The organism is Paenibacillus sp. SN-8-1 (assembly GCF_050995535.1).
In the GTDB taxonomy this organism is placed as follows: domain Bacteria; phylum Bacillota; class Bacilli; order Paenibacillales; family Paenibacillaceae; genus Fontibacillus.
Map to the genome: position 1 here is coordinate 2,670,001 of NZ_CP194782.1, position 16,716 is coordinate 2,686,716.

Below are 16,716 nucleotides of genomic sequence, written 5' to 3' on the forward strand. Positions count from 1 at the left end.
GCTTTGCAGCCTTCTTAAATCCTCATGTATTTTAACAGGGTCTCCAACAAGGCTCTTTGATATCGGTGTGGAAGCTCGCGACATTAACGAATGAGCTTCTGCCTCCGATTCAGCACATATGACCGAGACCGCTACCATGGTATCTGGAATCTGTCTAAGCTTACCGGGTCTGAATTCATCCCGGTAAGCCCTCAAGGCACTTTCACCGTCATGCTCACTCATAAAATGACCAAACACATAGCCGGTTCCAAATTCCGCTGCATATTTCCCACTCTTCTCATTCGTTCCAAGCATCCAGATATCAGGTGGGTCTTGTGGAATCGGACGAGCCACCACAGGATGATCTTCATATTGGTACTCATTCTCAAAGAACTTGATCAATGCATCCATAGAGGAAGGCATATCAGTCACATTCTGAAGAAAGTTACCGCTTAACGCCATTGATGCATGAGCTGGCCCCCCTGGAGCACGGCCAATCCCAAGATCAATCCTTCCCGGGTACAGGCAAGATAATAGATGAAAAGATTCAGCTACCTTCATCGGACTGTAATGCGGCAAAAGTAGCGCCCCTGAGCCCAGACGGATCCGCTGCGTTCTTGCACCGATATGAGACATTAATATTTCTGGTGAAGTACAGGCCAGACCTTCCAAATCATGATGCTCCGCGACCCAATATCGATCATAACCCCAAGTTTCACTGTGTATCGCAAGCCGGACTGCTTCCTGAAGGGCAACCTCTGAACGTACACCATTATATTGAGGCACAAGGTCCAAGACGCTAAGCCTAATCGATTCCATGTTTGACACCTCTCGCACTTTGATTCTCCTCCAAAGAGTATGTTACTCTAAAACTGTAAATTAATTACCAAATAGACATAACGAGGTGAGACAATTGAAACTGACTTTCTTGGGACATTCCACCGTTTATGTTGACACTGGCGAGTACAAGTTCATTATCGATCCCTTCCTTACAGGGAATCCATTGGCCACTGCCAGCGCAGAGGACATCGAAGTGGATTATGTACTCCTCACTCATGGCCATTCGGATCACATTGGGGATGCCGAGCTAATTGCACGTAGGAACAAAGCCACAATAGTGGGCATCGTCGAACTAGCCAATTACTTCGAACATCTGGGTCTGGACACTATTGGAATGAACCTTGGTGGTTCTTTTCGCCTGCCTTTTGGGACGATTAAATTCACTCCGGCACTGCACAGTTCATCCATAACCAAGGATGGAGTAAATCTTTATCTGGGTGTCGCAGCAGGCATAATCATACAACTGGACCAGATCACCCTGTACCATGCAGGAGATACCGCCTTGTTCAGTGACCTGAAGCTCATAGGTGAACAACATCCTATTGATGTTGCGATGATTCCGATCGGAAATTACTTCACGATGGGTCCTGACGACGCTTTGCTTGCAGCACAGTGGCTTCAAGCCAAGATCACCGTGCCAGTCCACTATAATACCTTCCCTCCAATTGAGCAAAATGGGGATGAGTTCGTCAACCGGCTCAAACAAGCAGGTCTAACTGGACAAGCTTTGAAGCCGGGAGAGTCCATTGATCTGACCTAGCTAAAACAACCGACTGTACACCAAAGTAATCATTTAGTAACAAACAGCCCCCTATCCTTATGGAAGGGGGCATTCATCTTTTACTATAGAACTATACAGCTAAAATAACCATACCGATCCCATCGACTTCCAGCTTACTCGAATTAAGACTTCTAATTTGTTCTCGACCATGGATGATCTTCCACTCACCAAGTACAGGAAGCTCCAGGGAGACAGCCTCCCGTCTCGCATTATACAGCACATAGAGATGTTCAGCCGGGTCCCCTCCTGCATGATGACGAAGGGTATATGCCACTGTATTACTAGGGCTTGCTTCAAAGCGCAAATGCTTCCGTATTAATTCAGCCGACTCCAGTCTGAAGGCAGGGTGCTCTTTACGAAGCTTAATCAGCTCTTTCATAAATTCTACATCATCTTTGTATTCCGCACACCGTTCCCAATCGAGCCTGTTAACCTCATCCGGGAGGTTATAGCTGTTCTCAAAACCAAATTTGGAGCGGCAGAACTCTTGTCCAGCATGTATGAAGGAAATACCTTGACTGGTTAATACGATTGAAGATCCAAGCCGGTGCATTTGACGACGAATCTCGTTCTCTTCCCCGTCAACGGACACCAGAATCTTATCCCATAGGGTATGGTTATCATGGCACTCCGTATAGGTCACAGTCTGCGTAGGCTCGGCCGCAAAGCCTTTAATCCAATCGTCAAAGTCAATGCAGGCGGTAACCCCTTGCTTAATTGCATGCTCAAGGCCTTGACCTCCACTGATAAATCCCTTCTCTCTCGCTTCAAACACGTGTCCTCTAATTGCATCCCGAATGACATCGTTAAACAATCCGATTCCCGGCATCTGCCGGGCTTGGTGCTGATTCGCTCTCTTGTGAGAAGGAAGCTCAGTCTCCATAATCCAGCCTTCTCCAATCGTGATCAGCGAAGGATCAATCTCATCCAGCCTACGGCGTATCTCATTCATAGTGTCCACGTCTAAGAGACCCATAAGATCAAAGCGGAAGCCGTCGACATGGTACTCCTTAACCCAATGGAGGATAGAGTCGACAATGAACTTGGACATCATTTTCCGTTCAGAAGCCACATCATTTCCACAACCTGAACCATTAGAGAATTCCTGCTGACTGTTATAACGAAGGTAATAACCGGGTACAAGCTTGGTGAAATTAATAACATATCCATCGTAAACATGATTGTACACCACGTCCATAATGACGCGGAGGCCCTGATCGTGCAGAGTTTGAATCAGTTGTTTCAACTCGCGAATACGGACTTCAGGCTGATACGGATCTACCGAGTAGGAGCCTTCTGGAACGTTGTAATTCTTAGGATCATACCCCCAATTATATTGGGGAATATCAAGGCGGGTCTCGTCCACACTTTGAGTTGAGTAATCATAGATCGGCAGCAGCTGAACATGAGTTACACCGAGTCCTAGGATATGATCGAGTCCCGTCTTGATCCCTTCAGGTCCACGTGTTCCGGTCTCGGTCATACCAAGATACTTGCCCTTATGGGTGATTCCGCTCTCTGGATGGATTGAGAAATCACGAATGTGTGCCTCATAGATAATAGCATCTGTTGCTTTACTAAAAGGAGGCTTCTCATCGGTCCATCGTTCCGGATTGGTTCCAGCTAGATCAACAATTGCTGCGCGGTCTCCATTTACCGCGACAGCGGTTGCATAAGGATCGGCTGCTTCGTTCCACTGATCTCCAATGCGGACAAGATAAGTATATAAATAGCCGTTCAAATCCTCATCAATCTGTAGTGTCCAAGTGCCACGAACATCCTCATTCATTGGAACCAGACGTTCGGAACGCCCATCCCAAGTCCGGTATAGGACTACGAACACCTCGCTGGCCGTAGGCGCCCACAGACGGAATGCAGATCTCTTCTTACTATAGCGGACCCCCAGGTCATCTCCATCATAAAAATAGTGCTCATCAAACTCAGGTGCAAAAATGGAGATTCCACCAGTTCTGGCGGGATCTCCATAATCTATATGAACATTTCTGTCGATCTGTACGGACAAGCTGACTCACTCCTTGAAAATGAAATTCATGGTATTGTTGGCAATCGTTTGCACTCCAAACTATTTAACATTATAAAGGAGATTATCGGCTATTTGAAGACGAAAAATAAGACATCATGAATTATTGTGTTCCGCTTACAAGGGATTCATTCTACATCAAGCTACGCTGACAGTCTCAGAACAGGATCTGCGTACATTGTAGGCGAACTGGCGAAACGAGAAGAATGCTTCTTGGCAGAAGCATGCCCAACTAGTCCGCTACGGAACATGTTGATGACAAGATGTGGTTCAGCCAGATCATTATTCAACATTTGAACTAGAAGATCTGCATCTTCATGGCGAATTGCCAGCAAATATTGATGAAGCTCCGCTTTAGAATGCTCCGTAACTCCAGCAAGAGCCTCTAATTCTACCAGGCTTTCTCGTGTCATATTAACGGAGGCAAGGGCCACCCTCGCTCGATATAAAGCAGATTTCACAGCTCCTTCAGTCATATTCAGCTTATCCGCCACCTCGCGTGAGGTATAAGACAGAACGTCCCTTAATAGAAAAATACATTGCTGCAATGGAGACAGATGCTTCAATACATGTCTCATTACACTCGTAACATCCTCTGTATCCACATCAGCATGGTCTTCAAGATTAAATTCGTATTGTAGATCAGCTAGCTTACGATCAAGCACCTTCTGTCTTCGCAAGTGATCAATCCATTGGTTTCGTGCCGCTCTGAACAAGTAAGCCTTCGTATTCTCATGATATTTAATCCCTTGAATAACCGGCAGAGCCTTCAGACAGATATCCTGTACCAAGTCCTCCGCCTCCCACTTCGATCCGGTCAGAGTTAGGCAATAGCCGAGCAATGTGGAGCGGAGCTCCGAAAGCTCCACTGCGGGTACAGGAGCAGGGAGTTCGATTGATACGTTAACGCTCATGGCAATCTTCCTTTCCACAGTTCTTCGTTATTAAACGAAGAATGCCCGTCAATGGATACGCAAATTCATGAAAAAATTTATCTCTCGAACAAGTTGCCAAGTCCGCCGAGAATACTTCCTTCTTCTTTACTTCCACCGAACCTTGCCGCCGACATAACCCGGTCTGCCATGCGACTGAACGGAAGGGACTGAACCCATACCTTGCCTGGTCCGCGAAGTGTCGCGAAGAACAGCCCTTCTCCGCCGAACAGCGCGCTCTTGATTCCTTTTACAAATTCAATATCATAATCCACGCCAGCCGTCATCGCTACAAGACAGCCTGTGTCCAGACGAAGAACCTCACCAGGATTAAGAGTACGTTCCACTACCAGACCGCCCGAGTGGACAAATGCCCAGCCGTCCCCCTCGATCTTTTGCATAATAAAGCCTTCTCCACCGAAGAAGCCCGCTCCTAGCTTGCGCTGAAATTCAATTCCGATCGAGTTCCCTTTCGCGGAGCACAGAAATGCATCCTTCTGACAGATTACCTTACCGCCCAGCATCTGAAGATCGAGCGGAATGATTTTACCCGGATAAGGTGCGGCAAAAGTTACGTTCTGGCGATAACGACCTGCGTTCGTGAAGACGGTCATGAACAAGCTCTCACCTGTCAAGAGCCGTTTGCCAGCTCCCATTAACTTGCCCATCATTCCATTCCCACGCGCGCCATCGCCAAAGATGGTCTCCATCCTAATATCCTGATCCATCATCATAAAACTGCCAGCCTCAGCTACAACACTCTCTGAGGGGTCCAGCTGAATTTCAACACACTGCAATTCTTCACCCAAAATTTGATAATCAATTTCATGTGCACTCATGTACATTCGCCTCCAACTTTAACTTCTGTTTTATTTACGCGTAAGAGTGATCATAGTTGCAAAATAAGATGTCGTTTAAAAGTATTATAACAGCCTGAATTGAAAAGAGACCGCCTAACATATTCTAATGTTCGGAAGTCTCTTTTAGGCTAATTTATATTATTTAGCTTTAGCGAGTAAGTACAGGAAATAGGGGGCCCCGATAACCGCTACCACAACTCCGATCGGAATTGAGACTGAGCTCACACGGGTCACGGCATCAGCCAAAATCATTAGGAACCCTCCACATAACATGGATGTCGGTAGCAGCAATTGATGCTTGGGACCAACTAGCCGGCGTGCCAAATGAGGGCTGATCAGACCTACAAATGAAATCGCTCCTCCAACCGCAACACAGACACCTGCCAAGGCTACAGCTACCGCCATCAGCTTAAATCGCTCCCGATTGACCGCCGTTCCCAGACCCTTCGCTGCCGAATCGCCCAGTGTCAGAACATTCAGCACTTTCGCCTTATATAGGGAATAAGGAACAAGGATAAGCAGCCAGGGAATGAAAGAAAGCACGTAAGTCCAGTCCGTTCCTCTTATACTACCGGCCAGCCAGGTATAGATCAGCTGATGATTCTGGGGGTCAAGCTTCAACGATATCACTATGGTAAAAGCGTTAACTCCGGCGGCTACACCAATTCCGCTTAGAACAAGTCGGATAGCTGAGAGGCCGTCCCCTTTCTTATATGCAAGATAATAGATCAGGCCTGCGGAGGCTCCAGCACCGACCAGAGCAAGAACAGGCATAAGATAGACCGAGCCCAGCAGCTCCGCGGGATATAAATATACAAAGATCAACACGGCAAGTCCCGCTCCAGAATTAATCCCGAGAATTCCCGGCTCCGCCAGGGAGTTGCCTGTTACCCCCTGGAGCAAACAACCCGAGAGCGCAAGTCCTGCTCCAACCATAACCGAGATTATAATTTGCGGCAGACGAAATTCAAACAGAATCAAGTTTTGCTTCGGTGTTCCCCGTCCAATTATTGTCTGTAGAACTTCGGAAGGCGTAAGACGGATTTGGCCCAAATTCATGCTGATTAGGAACATGATTAATATCAGAATCGAAAGTGTAAGCATTACGACGATACCTCGGGCTCTCCTTCGGCTCTCTGCCTGTGAGATCAGGAGCTTATTCATAGACTAGATCAGCCCCCTTCCCGAACGCCGTATGAAGACAATGAAGAACGGTACACCTAACAGAGCAATCACCGCACCTAGAGGCGTTCCATATGTGGGGTCCAGCCATTGTCCCGCGATATCGGCTATTTCAACCAGCAGGCCGCCGAGAATTGCTGAGCAAGGAATGATCCAGCGGTAGTCGACACCCACCATGTACCTGGCAAGATGCGGAACCATTAAGCCAACAAATGCGATCATACCGGCAATCGATACACTACCTCCAGCAAGAACCATAACAACCACCAATGTTGCCGCCTTAACCCAGCCAGTTCGCAGGCCAAGCCCGGACGCCACCTCTTCTCCGAGGCTCAGGAGAGTCACTGAACGAGAGAGCATCAGCGCACCCGCCAGTGCAATGACAGCCCAAGGGAACACCATGTCTAACTGGGTCCATTTGGTCCCTCCAAGCCCGCCGGCATACCAGAACGAAAGCTCCAGTCCCAGATTAAAGTACACAGCGATACCTGTGCTTAGTGCTACAAATAAAGCACTGACCGCCGCGCCTGCCAGAGTCAGCCGGATCGGGGTTATTCCTCCTCTGGTCAACGAACCGATTCCGTATACAATGCCGACCGCGACCGCTGCTCCAGCGAAGGAGAAGAACATCAATCCCGCTGATCCAACAGAAGGAAAGAATGCAAAGCATACAGCTATCGCGAAACCCGCTCCTGCGTTCAGGCCCAGCAGTCCCGAGTCTGCGAGCGGATTTCTGGTCAGACCCTGCATTAAGGCTCCGGCAACAGCCAGACAAGCACCGACTAATACACCTGCCAAAGCTCGGGGAATACGAAGTTCCCTGATCACCTGATGCTGCTGCAGATCTGGATTGAAGTGAATGATTGCCTGCCACACAGTGCTAAGTGAAATAGCAGAAGAGCCGGTAGCTACAGATAGACCTGTAAGAAGAACCAGCATCATTAGTCCAGTAGCCATGATGATCATAGCTGTGATTGGCCGGCTGCTCTGCTGAATTAAATTTATATCCGAGTCTCGCGATGAGGCAGACATATGAAATCATCCTTTTAGAAGTTAGTAAAATAATTCGTTCTTTCGTCTACAGTTCATTGTATTGATAACGATTCTCACAGTCAATAATTTCTCTTATTAACCCTACCAAACGTCCATACCATATAGTCGTATGTGTAATATGATGTGTATTATCCCAAGAGAGGAGCTGATGATTGTGGCATTACAACCATCAAATTGTTCAGACCCACGGCCGATTTATACGGATAAAAAGGTAATTTATGAAGATGTGTTCAAACCGGAACCTGTGCCTGTTATTCATGAAATCGAGGTCGTAAAGCGGATTCACCATGTGCCCGTACCTGTTCATCACGTTGTCGTAACAAGAAGAGTCGTTCACTGCGGTTACGATTGTTAAACTAAAATAAGAGCAGCCGTCCCGATTCCCGAACGGCTGCTCTCGCATGTACTCCTTGCTATTCTACTATAGATTTCTCATAGCAAACACTGACTTCTGTCTGCGTATATTCACCAAATGTGCTAATACTTTCATAACCATATTTCTCATACAGAGCGATAGCCTCAGGCTGATTGATCCCCGTCTGAAGACGAATCCGACGATACCCGTCCTTTCGAGCCTGCTGCTCAAGCTTCTCAAGCATGGAAGATGCGATACCACGGCCGCGGTATTCTTCCTTTACATAAAACCTCTTAAGCTCTGTCACTTCCTGATTAAGCGGTCTTGTTGCGCCGCAGCCTACAGCCTTACCATTCCAAAGCGCAAGAACAAAGGTAATGGATTCCACCGCAGGATCACTGAAATCAATACCAAAGATAGGTTCCCCGGGATATCTGTCCCGCAGCTCACAGTCTAGCTCCTCTACTAGCATATGGAGGCGCGAATCGGTGCTACTAACCTGTTCAATGGAAAGCGTGTTTGATGAAGATTGATTTAGGGCAGGCTGGTCCACGGGATTGATTACCTTGCCTATAATCACCAGATCTCTTGCTACGCCGTCCAACATGGCCACTTCGGGCAAATACCCCCACTGAACAAAGCCAAATTTCTTCAGAAGGGACAAGCTGGGTTCGTTATGGGCAAAGACAAAACCAACCAGACGTGTAAGGGATAGCCGGGGGCATTCCTCAATCGCTTTCTGAATCAGAATTTTGCCAAATCCTTGTCCACGGGAAGCCTCTGCAATGTAGATACTTATCTCAGCCGTACCATTATAGGCCGGTCTTCCGTAGAACGATTGAAAACTAAGCCAAGCGGCGATCTCATCACCGACCCGCAGCACCCAAAGAGGTCTGTGATCCGGAGAGTGTTCATGGAACCAGGAAATCCGGCTCTCTACAGAGATAGGATCAAGATCTGCTGTGACCTGTCTACCTGCAATAGTACTGTTATATATATGTACAATCTGCTCAAGATCGTCAAGCTTAGCATCGGTTATCGTATAGGATGTCATGGTCTTTTGCGCGCCTCCGGTGATGTATTTAATGTGTAAGTTACTAAATACATTATACATGGGTACCGGGAATATTAAAGAGCTGCCAGGCAAGCCTGGATAAGCTCATCCAAGGTTTCATAATAGTACGTTGGCTGTACCCCTAGAAGCTCCTCCTTCGATCCATAACCATACCCTACACCTACGCTATGAATTTGATTAGGTTGGGCACCTAGAATATCGTGCTTTCGGTCCCCAATCATTACGGTCTTCACTGGATCCAGCTGAAGTGTATCTACTATATAAGCTATCAATTCTTTCTTATTCGAGCGGGTACCGTCCAGCTCACTTCCGAAAATCCCTGTGAAATAGTGATCTAACCTGAAATGGGTAAGAATCTCCGATGCGAAGACAAGAGGTTTCGAGGTTGCCACATATATCTTTTTGTCTTTCGACTTCAGCAGGCCGAGCAGGTCTGTAATTCCGCCATATACCTCATTCTCATACAAGCCCTTCTCTTTGAAATATTCCCGGTAATATTCAATAGCCTGCCATGTTGTTGTCTGATCAAATTCGTAGTGCTTACTGAAGTTCTCCTGCAGTGGCGGTCCAATGAAGGATTGAAGTTTGGTTAAGTCCTCCTCCACGATACCCATTTTGGAAAGCGCATATTGCACCGATTTGGTAATACCCGGAGCCGGGTCTGTTAGTGTTCCGTCCAGATCAAATAAATAGTGATTGTATTAAAGTATCGTAAGCACCTCTTTCTACAGATCGATTATCTCGTCAGTATTTTACAGCAATAACAATGGATTTGAAATACAGCACAATGTTTCCTCAGGGAAAAAATTTGTTGTACATGCATTTTTATTGGTGTATGCTAATATTGTAGTTTATGGGAAATACATACATCTTAAACGGCTTTTTTTATCCAAAAAGTTTCCTATAGGAAACAAATATGCCACAATGCAATATGCTTGGCCTACCTGTTGGAAATTCCAAAAACATTCAAAGGAGTGAAGCATGTAATGAAAGAGCGAGTCAAAGGAAGACATGGTAACAGATTCTTACCCTCAAGTAGGATGATAATTCTGATATGGATGAGTCTCATCATCGTCCTATCAGCCTGCGGGAACAGCAAGTCTCTGTCCTACCAGGATGGAGGTAAGGTCAAGATTACAACCACCACCGGGATGATCACGGATATTACCAGACAGGTTGGAGGCTCCCATGTAGAAGTTACCGGGCTCATGTCGGCCGGCGTGGACCCTCACCTGTACAAGGCGTCTCAAGGTGATATTCGCAAGCTGGATGAGGCCGATATTATTTTTTACAACGGATTGCATTTAGAGGGCAAGATGGTTGAAATCTTCGAGAACATGGCTAAGACAAAGACCACCGTTGCCGTCTCCGACTCTATTGAGCGTTCAGCATTGAGATCGGGGGCGCTTATGAAGACCGAGTATGATCCGCACATCTGGTTCGATGTACGGCTGTGGATGAAGGCAACCGAGAAGGTAAGAGATACGTTGACCGAGAAAGACCCGGCCCATGCCGAAGATTATAAGAACAATGCTGCAGCTTATCTCAAGCAGCTAGAACAGCTGCATCAAGAGGTAATCGAGCAGATCCTCACTATTCCGGAGGCTAGCCGCGTGCTGGTTACCGCGCACGATGCTTTCGGTTATTTCGGAGATGCCTACCATCTCAAGGTTATGGGACTACAAGGCATAAGCACGGCTTCCGAAGCTGGAACCAAGGATGTAACTGATCTTAGAGACTATCTGGTTAGTAACAAAATCAAAGCCGTCTTCATCGAATCCAGCGTACCTAGAAAGGCCATTGACGCCGTCATCCAGGGTGCTAGAGAGAAAGGTCATGAGATCAAGATCGGCGGCGAGCTCTTCTCTGACGCGATGGGCAAGGAAGGTACGCACGAAGGAACCTACATTGGAATGGTGAGACACAATGTGAAGACTATTGCGGAGGCGCTGAAATAAATGAGCATCCTATTTGAAGGGAGACTGGTCAAATGAAAGAATGCCCGTTAATCATTCAGAACTTATCTGTTGCTTATCAGAAAAAACCTGTCCTGAGAGATATCAGCTTCGAGGTGCCCGAAGGCCAATTAATTGGGATTATCGGCCCTAACGGCGCCGGCAAATCCACACTGATCAAGGCGGCCCTCGGCCTCCTTCCCCGGCTCTCGGGTGAGGTCTTAATCTATGGAGAGCCTTACGCCCAGCAGAGACAACGGATTGGATATGTGCCGCAGCGGGAATCCATCGACTGGGACTTCCCCACCAGTGCCCTTGATGTTGTGATGATGGGGAGATATGGACATTTGGGATGGTTGAAGCGGCCCGGCCGGGAAGAACGGAGAATAGCGATGGAGTGCTTGGCAAAGGTTGGAATGATGGACTACGCTGACCGGCAGATCAGCCAGCTGTCGGGAGGACAGCAGCAGCGAATCTTCCTGGCAAGGGCGTTGGCGCAGGATGCAAGTCTGTATTTCATGGATGAGCCGTTCGTTGGTGTGGATGCAGCAACCGAGAAAGCCATCATAACACTTCTGAATGAGCTCAAGCAGCAGGGCAAGACCGTGCTTGTGGTACATCATGATCTGAACACAGTGAAGGAATATTTCGACTGGGTAGTGCTGCTGAATGTGAGTCTCGTGGCAGCTGGGCCTGTAGATCAGACGTTCACCACAGACCTTCTGCAGCTTACTTATGGTGGACGCTTAACTATACTTGACCAACATAACCCAGCTTCCTTAATTACAAGTTAGAGAAAAGGAGGATCTAACCAATGCCTGAATGGATTCGCATATTTCTGGATCCCAATGCCAGGTGGATACTGCTGGGGTGTATGCTGCTCGGACTAAGCAGCGGTGTCATCGGCAGCTTCTCCTATCTGCGCAAGCAGTCGCTCATGGGAGATGCCCTGTCCCATGCGGCTCTGCCCGGGGTATGTATCGCCTTCATGCTGAGCGGTTCCAAATCCATCTTATTATTTCTGATCGGAGCAGCTGCCGCGGGCTTCCTGGCAACGTTCGGGATCGGCTATATCACACGTCATACCCGGATCAAACAGGACGCGGCTCTAGCTATTGTTCTATCCGTCTTCTTCGGATTCGGAACCGTGCTATTGACCCACATTCAACATAGCGGGAACAGCAATCAGAGCGGGCTGGATAAATTCCTGTTCGGTCAGGCGGCTTCCATGGTCCAATCTGACGTGATCATCATGGCCCTGATTTCTGTGGTGTTGATAGGGATATGCTGTCTGCTGTACAAAGAATTCAAGCTGCTTAGCTTCGACCCGGGATTTGCCCACGGGCTCGGTTACCCTGTGGCGCTGCTGGATCAGCTGATTATGTTCCTGATGGTTGTAGCCGTTGTGGTAGGCATTCAAGCTGTAGGAATCGTGCTTATGGCTGCACTCTTGATTACTCCGGCGGTCTCCGCCAGATATTGGACTGAGAAGCTGGGGATGATGGTTATTTTATCAGGTCTGTTCGGCGCTCTGAGCGGGCTTGCAGGTACCTTTGTCAGTGCAGGTGGCAGCAACCTGCCAACGGGTCCCTTAACCGTGCTCGCTGCAACCACTCTGTTCCTGATCTCCATGGCGCTTGCTCCTAAGCGAGGTCTGCTCTCCAAATTGATCATGAGAAAGACAGCCACAAATATGTACCGTCAGGATCAGCTAAGAGTGGCAGCCGCTCTTAAGCGCAGTGAAAGGAGGATACCAAGTGAGTGATTTCTGGATTATTCTGACCGGCGCACTGGTTGCCAGTACATGCGGAATTGTGGGCTGCTTCCTGGTCCTTCGCAAAATGGCCATGATCGGAGACGCCATAAGTCATTCGGTTCTCCCCGGGATCGTGATTGCTTTTCTGATCAGCGGCTCCAGAGATTCCCTCTTCATGCTGCTCGGTGCGGCAGCCTTAGGCCTGGTCACTGTGCTGCTGATTCAATTGTTTCATCAAAGCGGTCTGCAATCGGATGCTGCCATCGGAGTTGTATTTACTGCCCTATTTGCGGTAGGCATTATTCTGGTGAGCTTGTACACACGGGACATTGATCTTGATCTGGACTGTGTACTCTATGGAGAGATCGCATATGTACCCTGGAATACACTGGAAGTGGGCGGGATGGATATTGGCCCTAAAGCCGTATGGGGCGTGGGAGCGGCACTGGTGCTCAGTGTTGTAGTCATTACGGTATTCTATAAGCAGTTCAAGGTCTGTTCATTCGACCCGGCCTTCGCTGCCGCGATCGGAATACCCATTGCCCTCTTCCATTACCTCCTGATGGGATTGGTGTCGGTCAGCACCGTCGCTTCTTTCGAAAGTGTTGGAGCTATCCTTGTGGTCGGCATGCTGGTCGTTCCGCCAGCTACTGCCTACCTCTTAACCGACAAGCTGAATCGTATGATCGTCTACAGTGTGACGATTGGCATCGTTAGCTCCATTACAGGCTACTACCTGGCTCAGTGGCTAGATGCCTCTATTGCCGGATGTATGATTAGTACGGCAGGAATCTTCTTTGTAATCGCCCTGCTCTTCTCACCACGTCATGGCGTCATCTTCCGCAAATGGAAGCAGCGGCGCATGCTGCTCGAAGCTTCCGCATAATCCGGGTTAGGTTGAACGGCGGGATCGCATCGCGGGAACAAGTGTGGGCTTCCCTTTACCTGGTTCTGTGAATCTGCCGTACTCGTCCGTATCCATACCATATATGGCAATCCTGCCCTCTTCGTTATAGTGGATGCCCCATCCGAATTTCTTGGGAAGCTGAGAAGCTCTCAGGCATGGGTGCGGCTTCCGGAACAGGTCTTCCCAGATCTCATCAGCATGGGCAAGGACATAAGCTTCTTCTAGTTCTTTATGCCGAATATGGATCTCATAAATCAATTCTGCCTCGGTATAACGGTAAGGATTATTGGACAGCAGATCAAATTCAATTTCATAAACAGTCTTCTTGGCCCTAGAGGATACAGGGACCGTGCTGGTTGTTACCGGACAGTCAGTTGAAATCACAATGAATGTATTTCTGTAACTCATCCCCATCTTTCCTTTCCGAAAAATTTAATTGGTATTACCCAATGTATACCACTTCTGTGTATTTCAATTCAAATGAAAATAAGAGGGCAGCCCCAGGCTGACCCTCTTATCGTGCATACATCCTTAATGCATGGACATTTGCCGTACCGGATTAATTCTCCAAATCTCTTCCGCATACTGCTCGATCGTACAATCACTCGCAAATTTGCCTGAATGCGCAATATTAATAATAGACTTCTTCAGCCACTCTTTCTGATTCCGGTAAGCTGCATCAATCCCAAGATGTGTATCCACATAAGGTGTGAAATCCTTGAGCACAAAGTATTCATCATTATGATTCAGAATGGAATCATAGATCGTTTCAAATTCTTTTGCCGTAGAACAGAACGGACCTTCATGAGTGAGCTGATCCAGAACCTGATGGATACGCGGATCACTGTTATAGATCCCTCTCGCATCATACCCGCCGTATTGATAGTAATTAAACACTTGATCCGACCGGAGACCAAAGATGAACATGTTCTCATCGCCCAGCATCTCGTGCATTTCCACATTGGCTCCATCCAGTGTCCCGATCGTCAATGCCCCGTTCATCATAAACTTCATGTTTCCTGTGCCCGAAGCTTCCTTGCTTGCGGTCGAGATTTGTTCACTGATATTGGCAGCTGGAATAATCTTCTCCGCCAGTGACACCGAGTAATTCTCCAGGAATACAACCTTCAGCTTCTCACTCACAACCGGATCACGGTTAATAGTATCAGCTACGACATTAATCAGCTTAATAATCCGTTTGGCCAGATAGTAGCTTGGAGCGGCCTTCGCGCCAAAAATAAAAGTTCGAGGTACCCTATCCAGGGAAGGAGTAGCTTTAATCTGATTGTATAAGTGCATAATATGGAGAACGTTAAGAAGCTGGCGCTTGTAACCATGCAGTCGTTTGACCTGAACGTCAAAGATCGAGTTCGGATCGACGCTGACTCCATTCTTCTCTTGGATGTACGCCGCTAGCTTCATCTTGTTGTCCATCTTAATCTGGTGAATATGTTGTTGGAACCCTTCATCCTCACTAAACTTTAGGATATCAATCAGCCTGCGGGGCTCCGCAATCCAGCCACTGCCAATCGATTCGGTGATCAATTCAGCAAGTCTTGGATTGGCATGCATCAACCAGCGGCGATGCGTAATTCCGTTCGTCTTGTTGTTAAAGCGATCCGGGTACAAGTCATAGAAAGATCGCATTTCTCTCTTCTTAAGGATATCCGTATGCAGCGCGGCAACGCCGTTCACGCTGTGGCTTCCGGCAATTGCAAGATGAGCCATTCTGACTTGATCCGAGCCAATGATTGCCAGACGATCGATTCTCTCCTGATCATCCGGATTCTGTTCATGAAGCATCCTGCAGAAGCGTCTGTTGATCTCTTCAATAATCATATAGACCCGCGGAAGCAAATCTTTGACCATTCCTGTTGGCCATTTCTCTAGAGCTTCACTAAGGATCGTATGGTTCGTATAAGAGACCGTTCGCACTGTTATGCCCCAAGCCTGCTCCCAGCTGTATCCTTTGACGTCCACGAGAATACGCATCAGTTCCGGGATGATCAAGGTCGGGTGCGTATCATTAATATGCAGGGATACTTTCTCAGGCAGATGATCATAAGATAGCCCAAGCTTCTCGAAGGTTCTCAGTATGCTCTGCAGACCTGCCGAGCAGAGGAAGTACTGCTGCTTCAATCTGAGCAGCTTCCCTTCATACTGCGAATCGTCCGGGTACAGGAACTCCGAGATCGACTCCACCGAGCGGTTATAATTCAGGAAATTATAATAGTCATAATGCTTGGAAGCCATTCCTTTACTGCTGCCCAGCATCGCTGACTCCGCACTCCAGAGCCGAAGTGTATTCACATGATGGTGACCGTAACCGATCACAGGTACATCATAAGGAACAGCCAAGACCGATTCATAGTCTTTTGTCTCGAATATCCAGCGCCCATTCTCTTCGCGTGCCTCGACTTTACCCCAGAAACGAACCTCCACTTTCTTGTCCGCACGTCTAACTTCCCACTCGTTCCCCTTTTGCAGCCAATAATCCGGCAGTTCTACCTGATCGCCATCAATAATCTTTTGTTCAAAAAGACCATATTTATAGCGGATCCCACAGCCATGACCTGCATACTGAAGTGAAGCGAGTGAATCCATGAAGCAGGCGGCCAGACGGCCAAGGCCCCCATTACCAAGACCGGCATCAGATTCCTGTTCTTCAATATCTTCAAGGTTCCATCCCAGCTCCTGAAGGCCATCTCGCACGATATCCAGAATCCCGAGATTCAGCAGGTTGTTCCCCAGCAGACGGCCAATCAGAAATTCCATGGAGAAATAATAGACCTGCTTCTCCCCACGCTGCTGATATTCCCTGTTCGTTGCCGCCCAATCCCGGCCCGCATATTCCCGGATCAGTCCGCTGAGAACCTTATATACATCCGCGCTCGTAGCCTCCTCGAGCGGCGTCCCAAGCTCCCCTATAAAACTATCGCTGAACACTCTCTTGAAGCTTTCCTTATCGGTAAACAAAATAAATCCTCCTGTCGGGCACTC

The 16,716-nt window shown here is 47.9% G+C and carries 15 protein-coding genes and 2 pseudogenes (1 of these 17 only partly in view); 6 read left to right on the forward strand and 11 right to left on the reverse strand.

The window, feature by feature from the left end; all coding sequences use genetic code 11:
* Nucleotides 1–798: the 5' portion of an MsnO8 family LLM class oxidoreductase gene (locus ACRRNK_RS12725; RefSeq protein WP_433943119.1), read on the reverse strand. 96 nt of this gene lie to the left of the window's left edge; 798 of the gene's 894 nt are visible here — the first part of the coding sequence; it begins with the start codon at nt 796–798; its stop codon lies beyond the left edge, outside the window.
* 94 nt (nt 799–892) lie between these two features.
* Between ACRRNK_RS12725 and ACRRNK_RS12730 the strand changes: the two genes are divergently transcribed.
* Complete coding sequence (locus ACRRNK_RS12730) at nt 893–1,579, forward strand: metal-dependent hydrolase (protein ID WP_433943120.1); 687 nt, start codon at nt 893–895, stop codon at nt 1,577–1,579.
* A 91-nt stretch (nt 1,580–1,670) separates the two neighbouring features.
* Here the strand turns inward: ACRRNK_RS12730 and pulA are convergent, their stop codons facing one another.
* The 5 genes from pulA to ACRRNK_RS12755 all read right to left on the reverse strand — a co-directional run bounded on the left by pulA (nt 1,671) and on the right by ACRRNK_RS12755 (nt 7,647).
* Nucleotides 1,671–3,623 (reverse strand): type I pullulanase, encoded by a 1,953-nt coding sequence (pulA, locus tag ACRRNK_RS12735; RefSeq protein WP_433943121.1) that lies wholly within the window; start codon nt 3,621–3,623, stop codon nt 1,671–1,673.
* Nucleotides 3,624–3,784: 161 nt separating this feature from the next.
* Nucleotides 3,785–4,555: an RNA polymerase sigma factor gene (locus tag ACRRNK_RS12740; protein WP_433943122.1), complete on the reverse strand. Its 771-nt coding sequence runs from the start codon at nt 4,553–4,555 to the stop codon at nt 3,785–3,787.
* A gap of 77 nt (nt 4,556–4,632) precedes the next feature.
* A complete protein-coding gene (locus tag ACRRNK_RS12745; RefSeq protein ID WP_433943123.1) occupies nt 4,633–5,412 on the reverse strand; it encodes a TIGR00266 family protein in 780 nt (259 codons plus the stop codon).
* A gap of 159 nt (nt 5,413–5,571) precedes the next feature.
* Entirely contained in the window at nt 5,572–6,597 is a 1,026-nt protein-coding gene (locus tag ACRRNK_RS12750) for a FecCD family ABC transporter permease (RefSeq protein WP_433943124.1), read from the reverse strand.
* Between the two features lie 3 nt (nt 6,598–6,600).
* Nucleotides 6,601–7,647, reverse strand: a complete 1,047-nt coding sequence (locus ACRRNK_RS12755; protein ID WP_433943125.1) for a FecCD family ABC transporter permease — start codon at nt 7,645–7,647, stop codon at nt 6,601–6,603.
* Between the two features lie 175 nt (nt 7,648–7,822).
* Between ACRRNK_RS12755 and ACRRNK_RS12760 the strand changes: the two genes are divergently transcribed.
* A complete protein-coding gene (locus ACRRNK_RS12760) occupies nt 7,823–8,023 on the forward strand; it encodes a hypothetical protein (protein ID WP_433943126.1) in 201 nt (66 codons plus the stop codon).
* 58 nt (nt 8,024–8,081) lie between these two features.
* Here ACRRNK_RS12760 and ACRRNK_RS12765 read toward each other — a convergent pair whose 3' ends face one another.
* The 3 genes and pseudogenes from ACRRNK_RS12765 to ACRRNK_RS12775 all read right to left on the reverse strand — a co-directional run.
* Nucleotides 8,082–8,495: a GNAT family N-acetyltransferase gene (locus ACRRNK_RS12765; protein ID WP_433946885.1), complete on the reverse strand. Its 414-nt coding sequence runs from the start codon at nt 8,493–8,495 to the stop codon at nt 8,082–8,084.
* Between the two features lie 84 nt (nt 8,496–8,579).
* Nucleotides 8,580–9,077, reverse strand: a pseudogene (locus ACRRNK_RS12770) (N-acetyltransferase family protein); the annotation flags it as partial.
* A gap of 74 nt (nt 9,078–9,151) precedes the next feature.
* A pseudogene (locus ACRRNK_RS12775) lies at nt 9,152–9,799 on the reverse strand (HAD family hydrolase); the annotation flags it as partial.
* 339 nt (nt 9,800–10,138) lie between these two features.
* On the opposite strand from ACRRNK_RS12775, the gene ACRRNK_RS12780 reads away from it, so the two are divergent.
* Genes ACRRNK_RS12780 through ACRRNK_RS12795 form a run of 4 tightly spaced genes read left to right on the forward strand, consistent with a single transcriptional unit; the run spans nt 10,139 to nt 13,695 of the window.
* Complete coding sequence (locus tag ACRRNK_RS12780; RefSeq protein ID WP_433943127.1) at nt 10,139–11,056, forward strand: metal ABC transporter solute-binding protein, Zn/Mn family; 918 nt, start codon at nt 10,139–10,141, stop codon at nt 11,054–11,056.
* A gap of 32 nt (nt 11,057–11,088) precedes the next feature.
* Nucleotides 11,089–11,847, forward strand: a complete 759-nt coding sequence (locus tag ACRRNK_RS12785; protein ID WP_433943128.1) for a metal ABC transporter ATP-binding protein — start codon at nt 11,089–11,091, stop codon at nt 11,845–11,847.
* A gap of 20 nt (nt 11,848–11,867) precedes the next feature.
* Nucleotides 11,868–12,818: a metal ABC transporter permease gene (locus ACRRNK_RS12790; RefSeq protein ID WP_433943129.1), complete on the forward strand. Its 951-nt coding sequence runs from the start codon at nt 11,868–11,870 to the stop codon at nt 12,816–12,818.
* Complete coding sequence (locus tag ACRRNK_RS12795) at nt 12,811–13,695, forward strand: metal ABC transporter permease (protein ID WP_433943130.1); 885 nt, start codon at nt 12,811–12,813, stop codon at nt 13,693–13,695. Before ACRRNK_RS12790 ends, ACRRNK_RS12795 begins: the two co-directional genes overlap by 8 nt.
* Before the next feature lie 6 nt (nt 13,696–13,701).
* Here ACRRNK_RS12795 and ACRRNK_RS12800 read toward each other — a convergent pair whose 3' ends face one another.
* Complete coding sequence (locus tag ACRRNK_RS12800) at nt 13,702–14,124, reverse strand: DUF6157 family protein (protein ID WP_433943131.1); 423 nt, start codon at nt 14,122–14,124, stop codon at nt 13,702–13,704.
* Between the two features lie 123 nt (nt 14,125–14,247).
* The gene (locus ACRRNK_RS12805; protein WP_433943132.1) at nt 14,248–16,692 is read right to left on the reverse strand and encodes a glycogen/starch/alpha-glucan phosphorylase; all 2,445 of its coding nucleotides are present in this window, start codon (nt 16,690–16,692) and stop codon (nt 14,248–14,250) included.
* Between the last annotated feature and the right edge of the window lie 24 nt (nt 16,693–16,716).

Excerpts from the sequence above, each read along its gene's own strand:
- ACRRNK_RS12740 (WP_433943122.1), bottom strand. The coding sequence starts at position 4,555 with ATGAGCGTTAACGTATCAATCGAACTCCCTGCTCCTGTACCCGCAGTG.
- ACRRNK_RS12745 (WP_433943123.1), bottom strand. The coding sequence starts at position 5,412 with ATGAGTGCACATGAAATTGATTATCAAATTTTGGGTGAAGAATTGCAG.
- ACRRNK_RS12750 (WP_433943124.1), bottom strand. The coding sequence starts at position 6,597 with ATGAATAAGCTCCTGATCTCACAGGCAGAGAGCCGAAGGAGAGCCCGA.
- ACRRNK_RS12755 (WP_433943125.1), bottom strand. The coding sequence starts at position 7,647 with ATGTCTGCCTCATCGCGAGACTCGGATATAAATTTAATTCAGCAGAGC.
- ACRRNK_RS12765 (WP_433946885.1), bottom strand. The coding sequence starts at position 8,495 with ATGCTAGTAGAGGAGCTAGACTGTGAGCTGCGGGACAGATATCCCGGG.
- ACRRNK_RS12780 (WP_433943127.1), top strand. The coding sequence starts at position 10,139 with ATGATAATTCTGATATGGATGAGTCTCATCATCGTCCTATCAGCCTGC.
- ACRRNK_RS12785 (WP_433943128.1), top strand. The coding sequence starts at position 11,089 with ATGAAAGAATGCCCGTTAATCATTCAGAACTTATCTGTTGCTTATCAG.
- ACRRNK_RS12790 (WP_433943129.1), top strand. The coding sequence starts at position 11,868 with ATGCCTGAATGGATTCGCATATTTCTGGATCCCAATGCCAGGTGGATA.
- ACRRNK_RS12800 (WP_433943131.1), bottom strand. The coding sequence starts at position 14,124 with ATGAGTTACAGAAATACATTCATTGTGATTTCAACTGACTGTCCGGTA.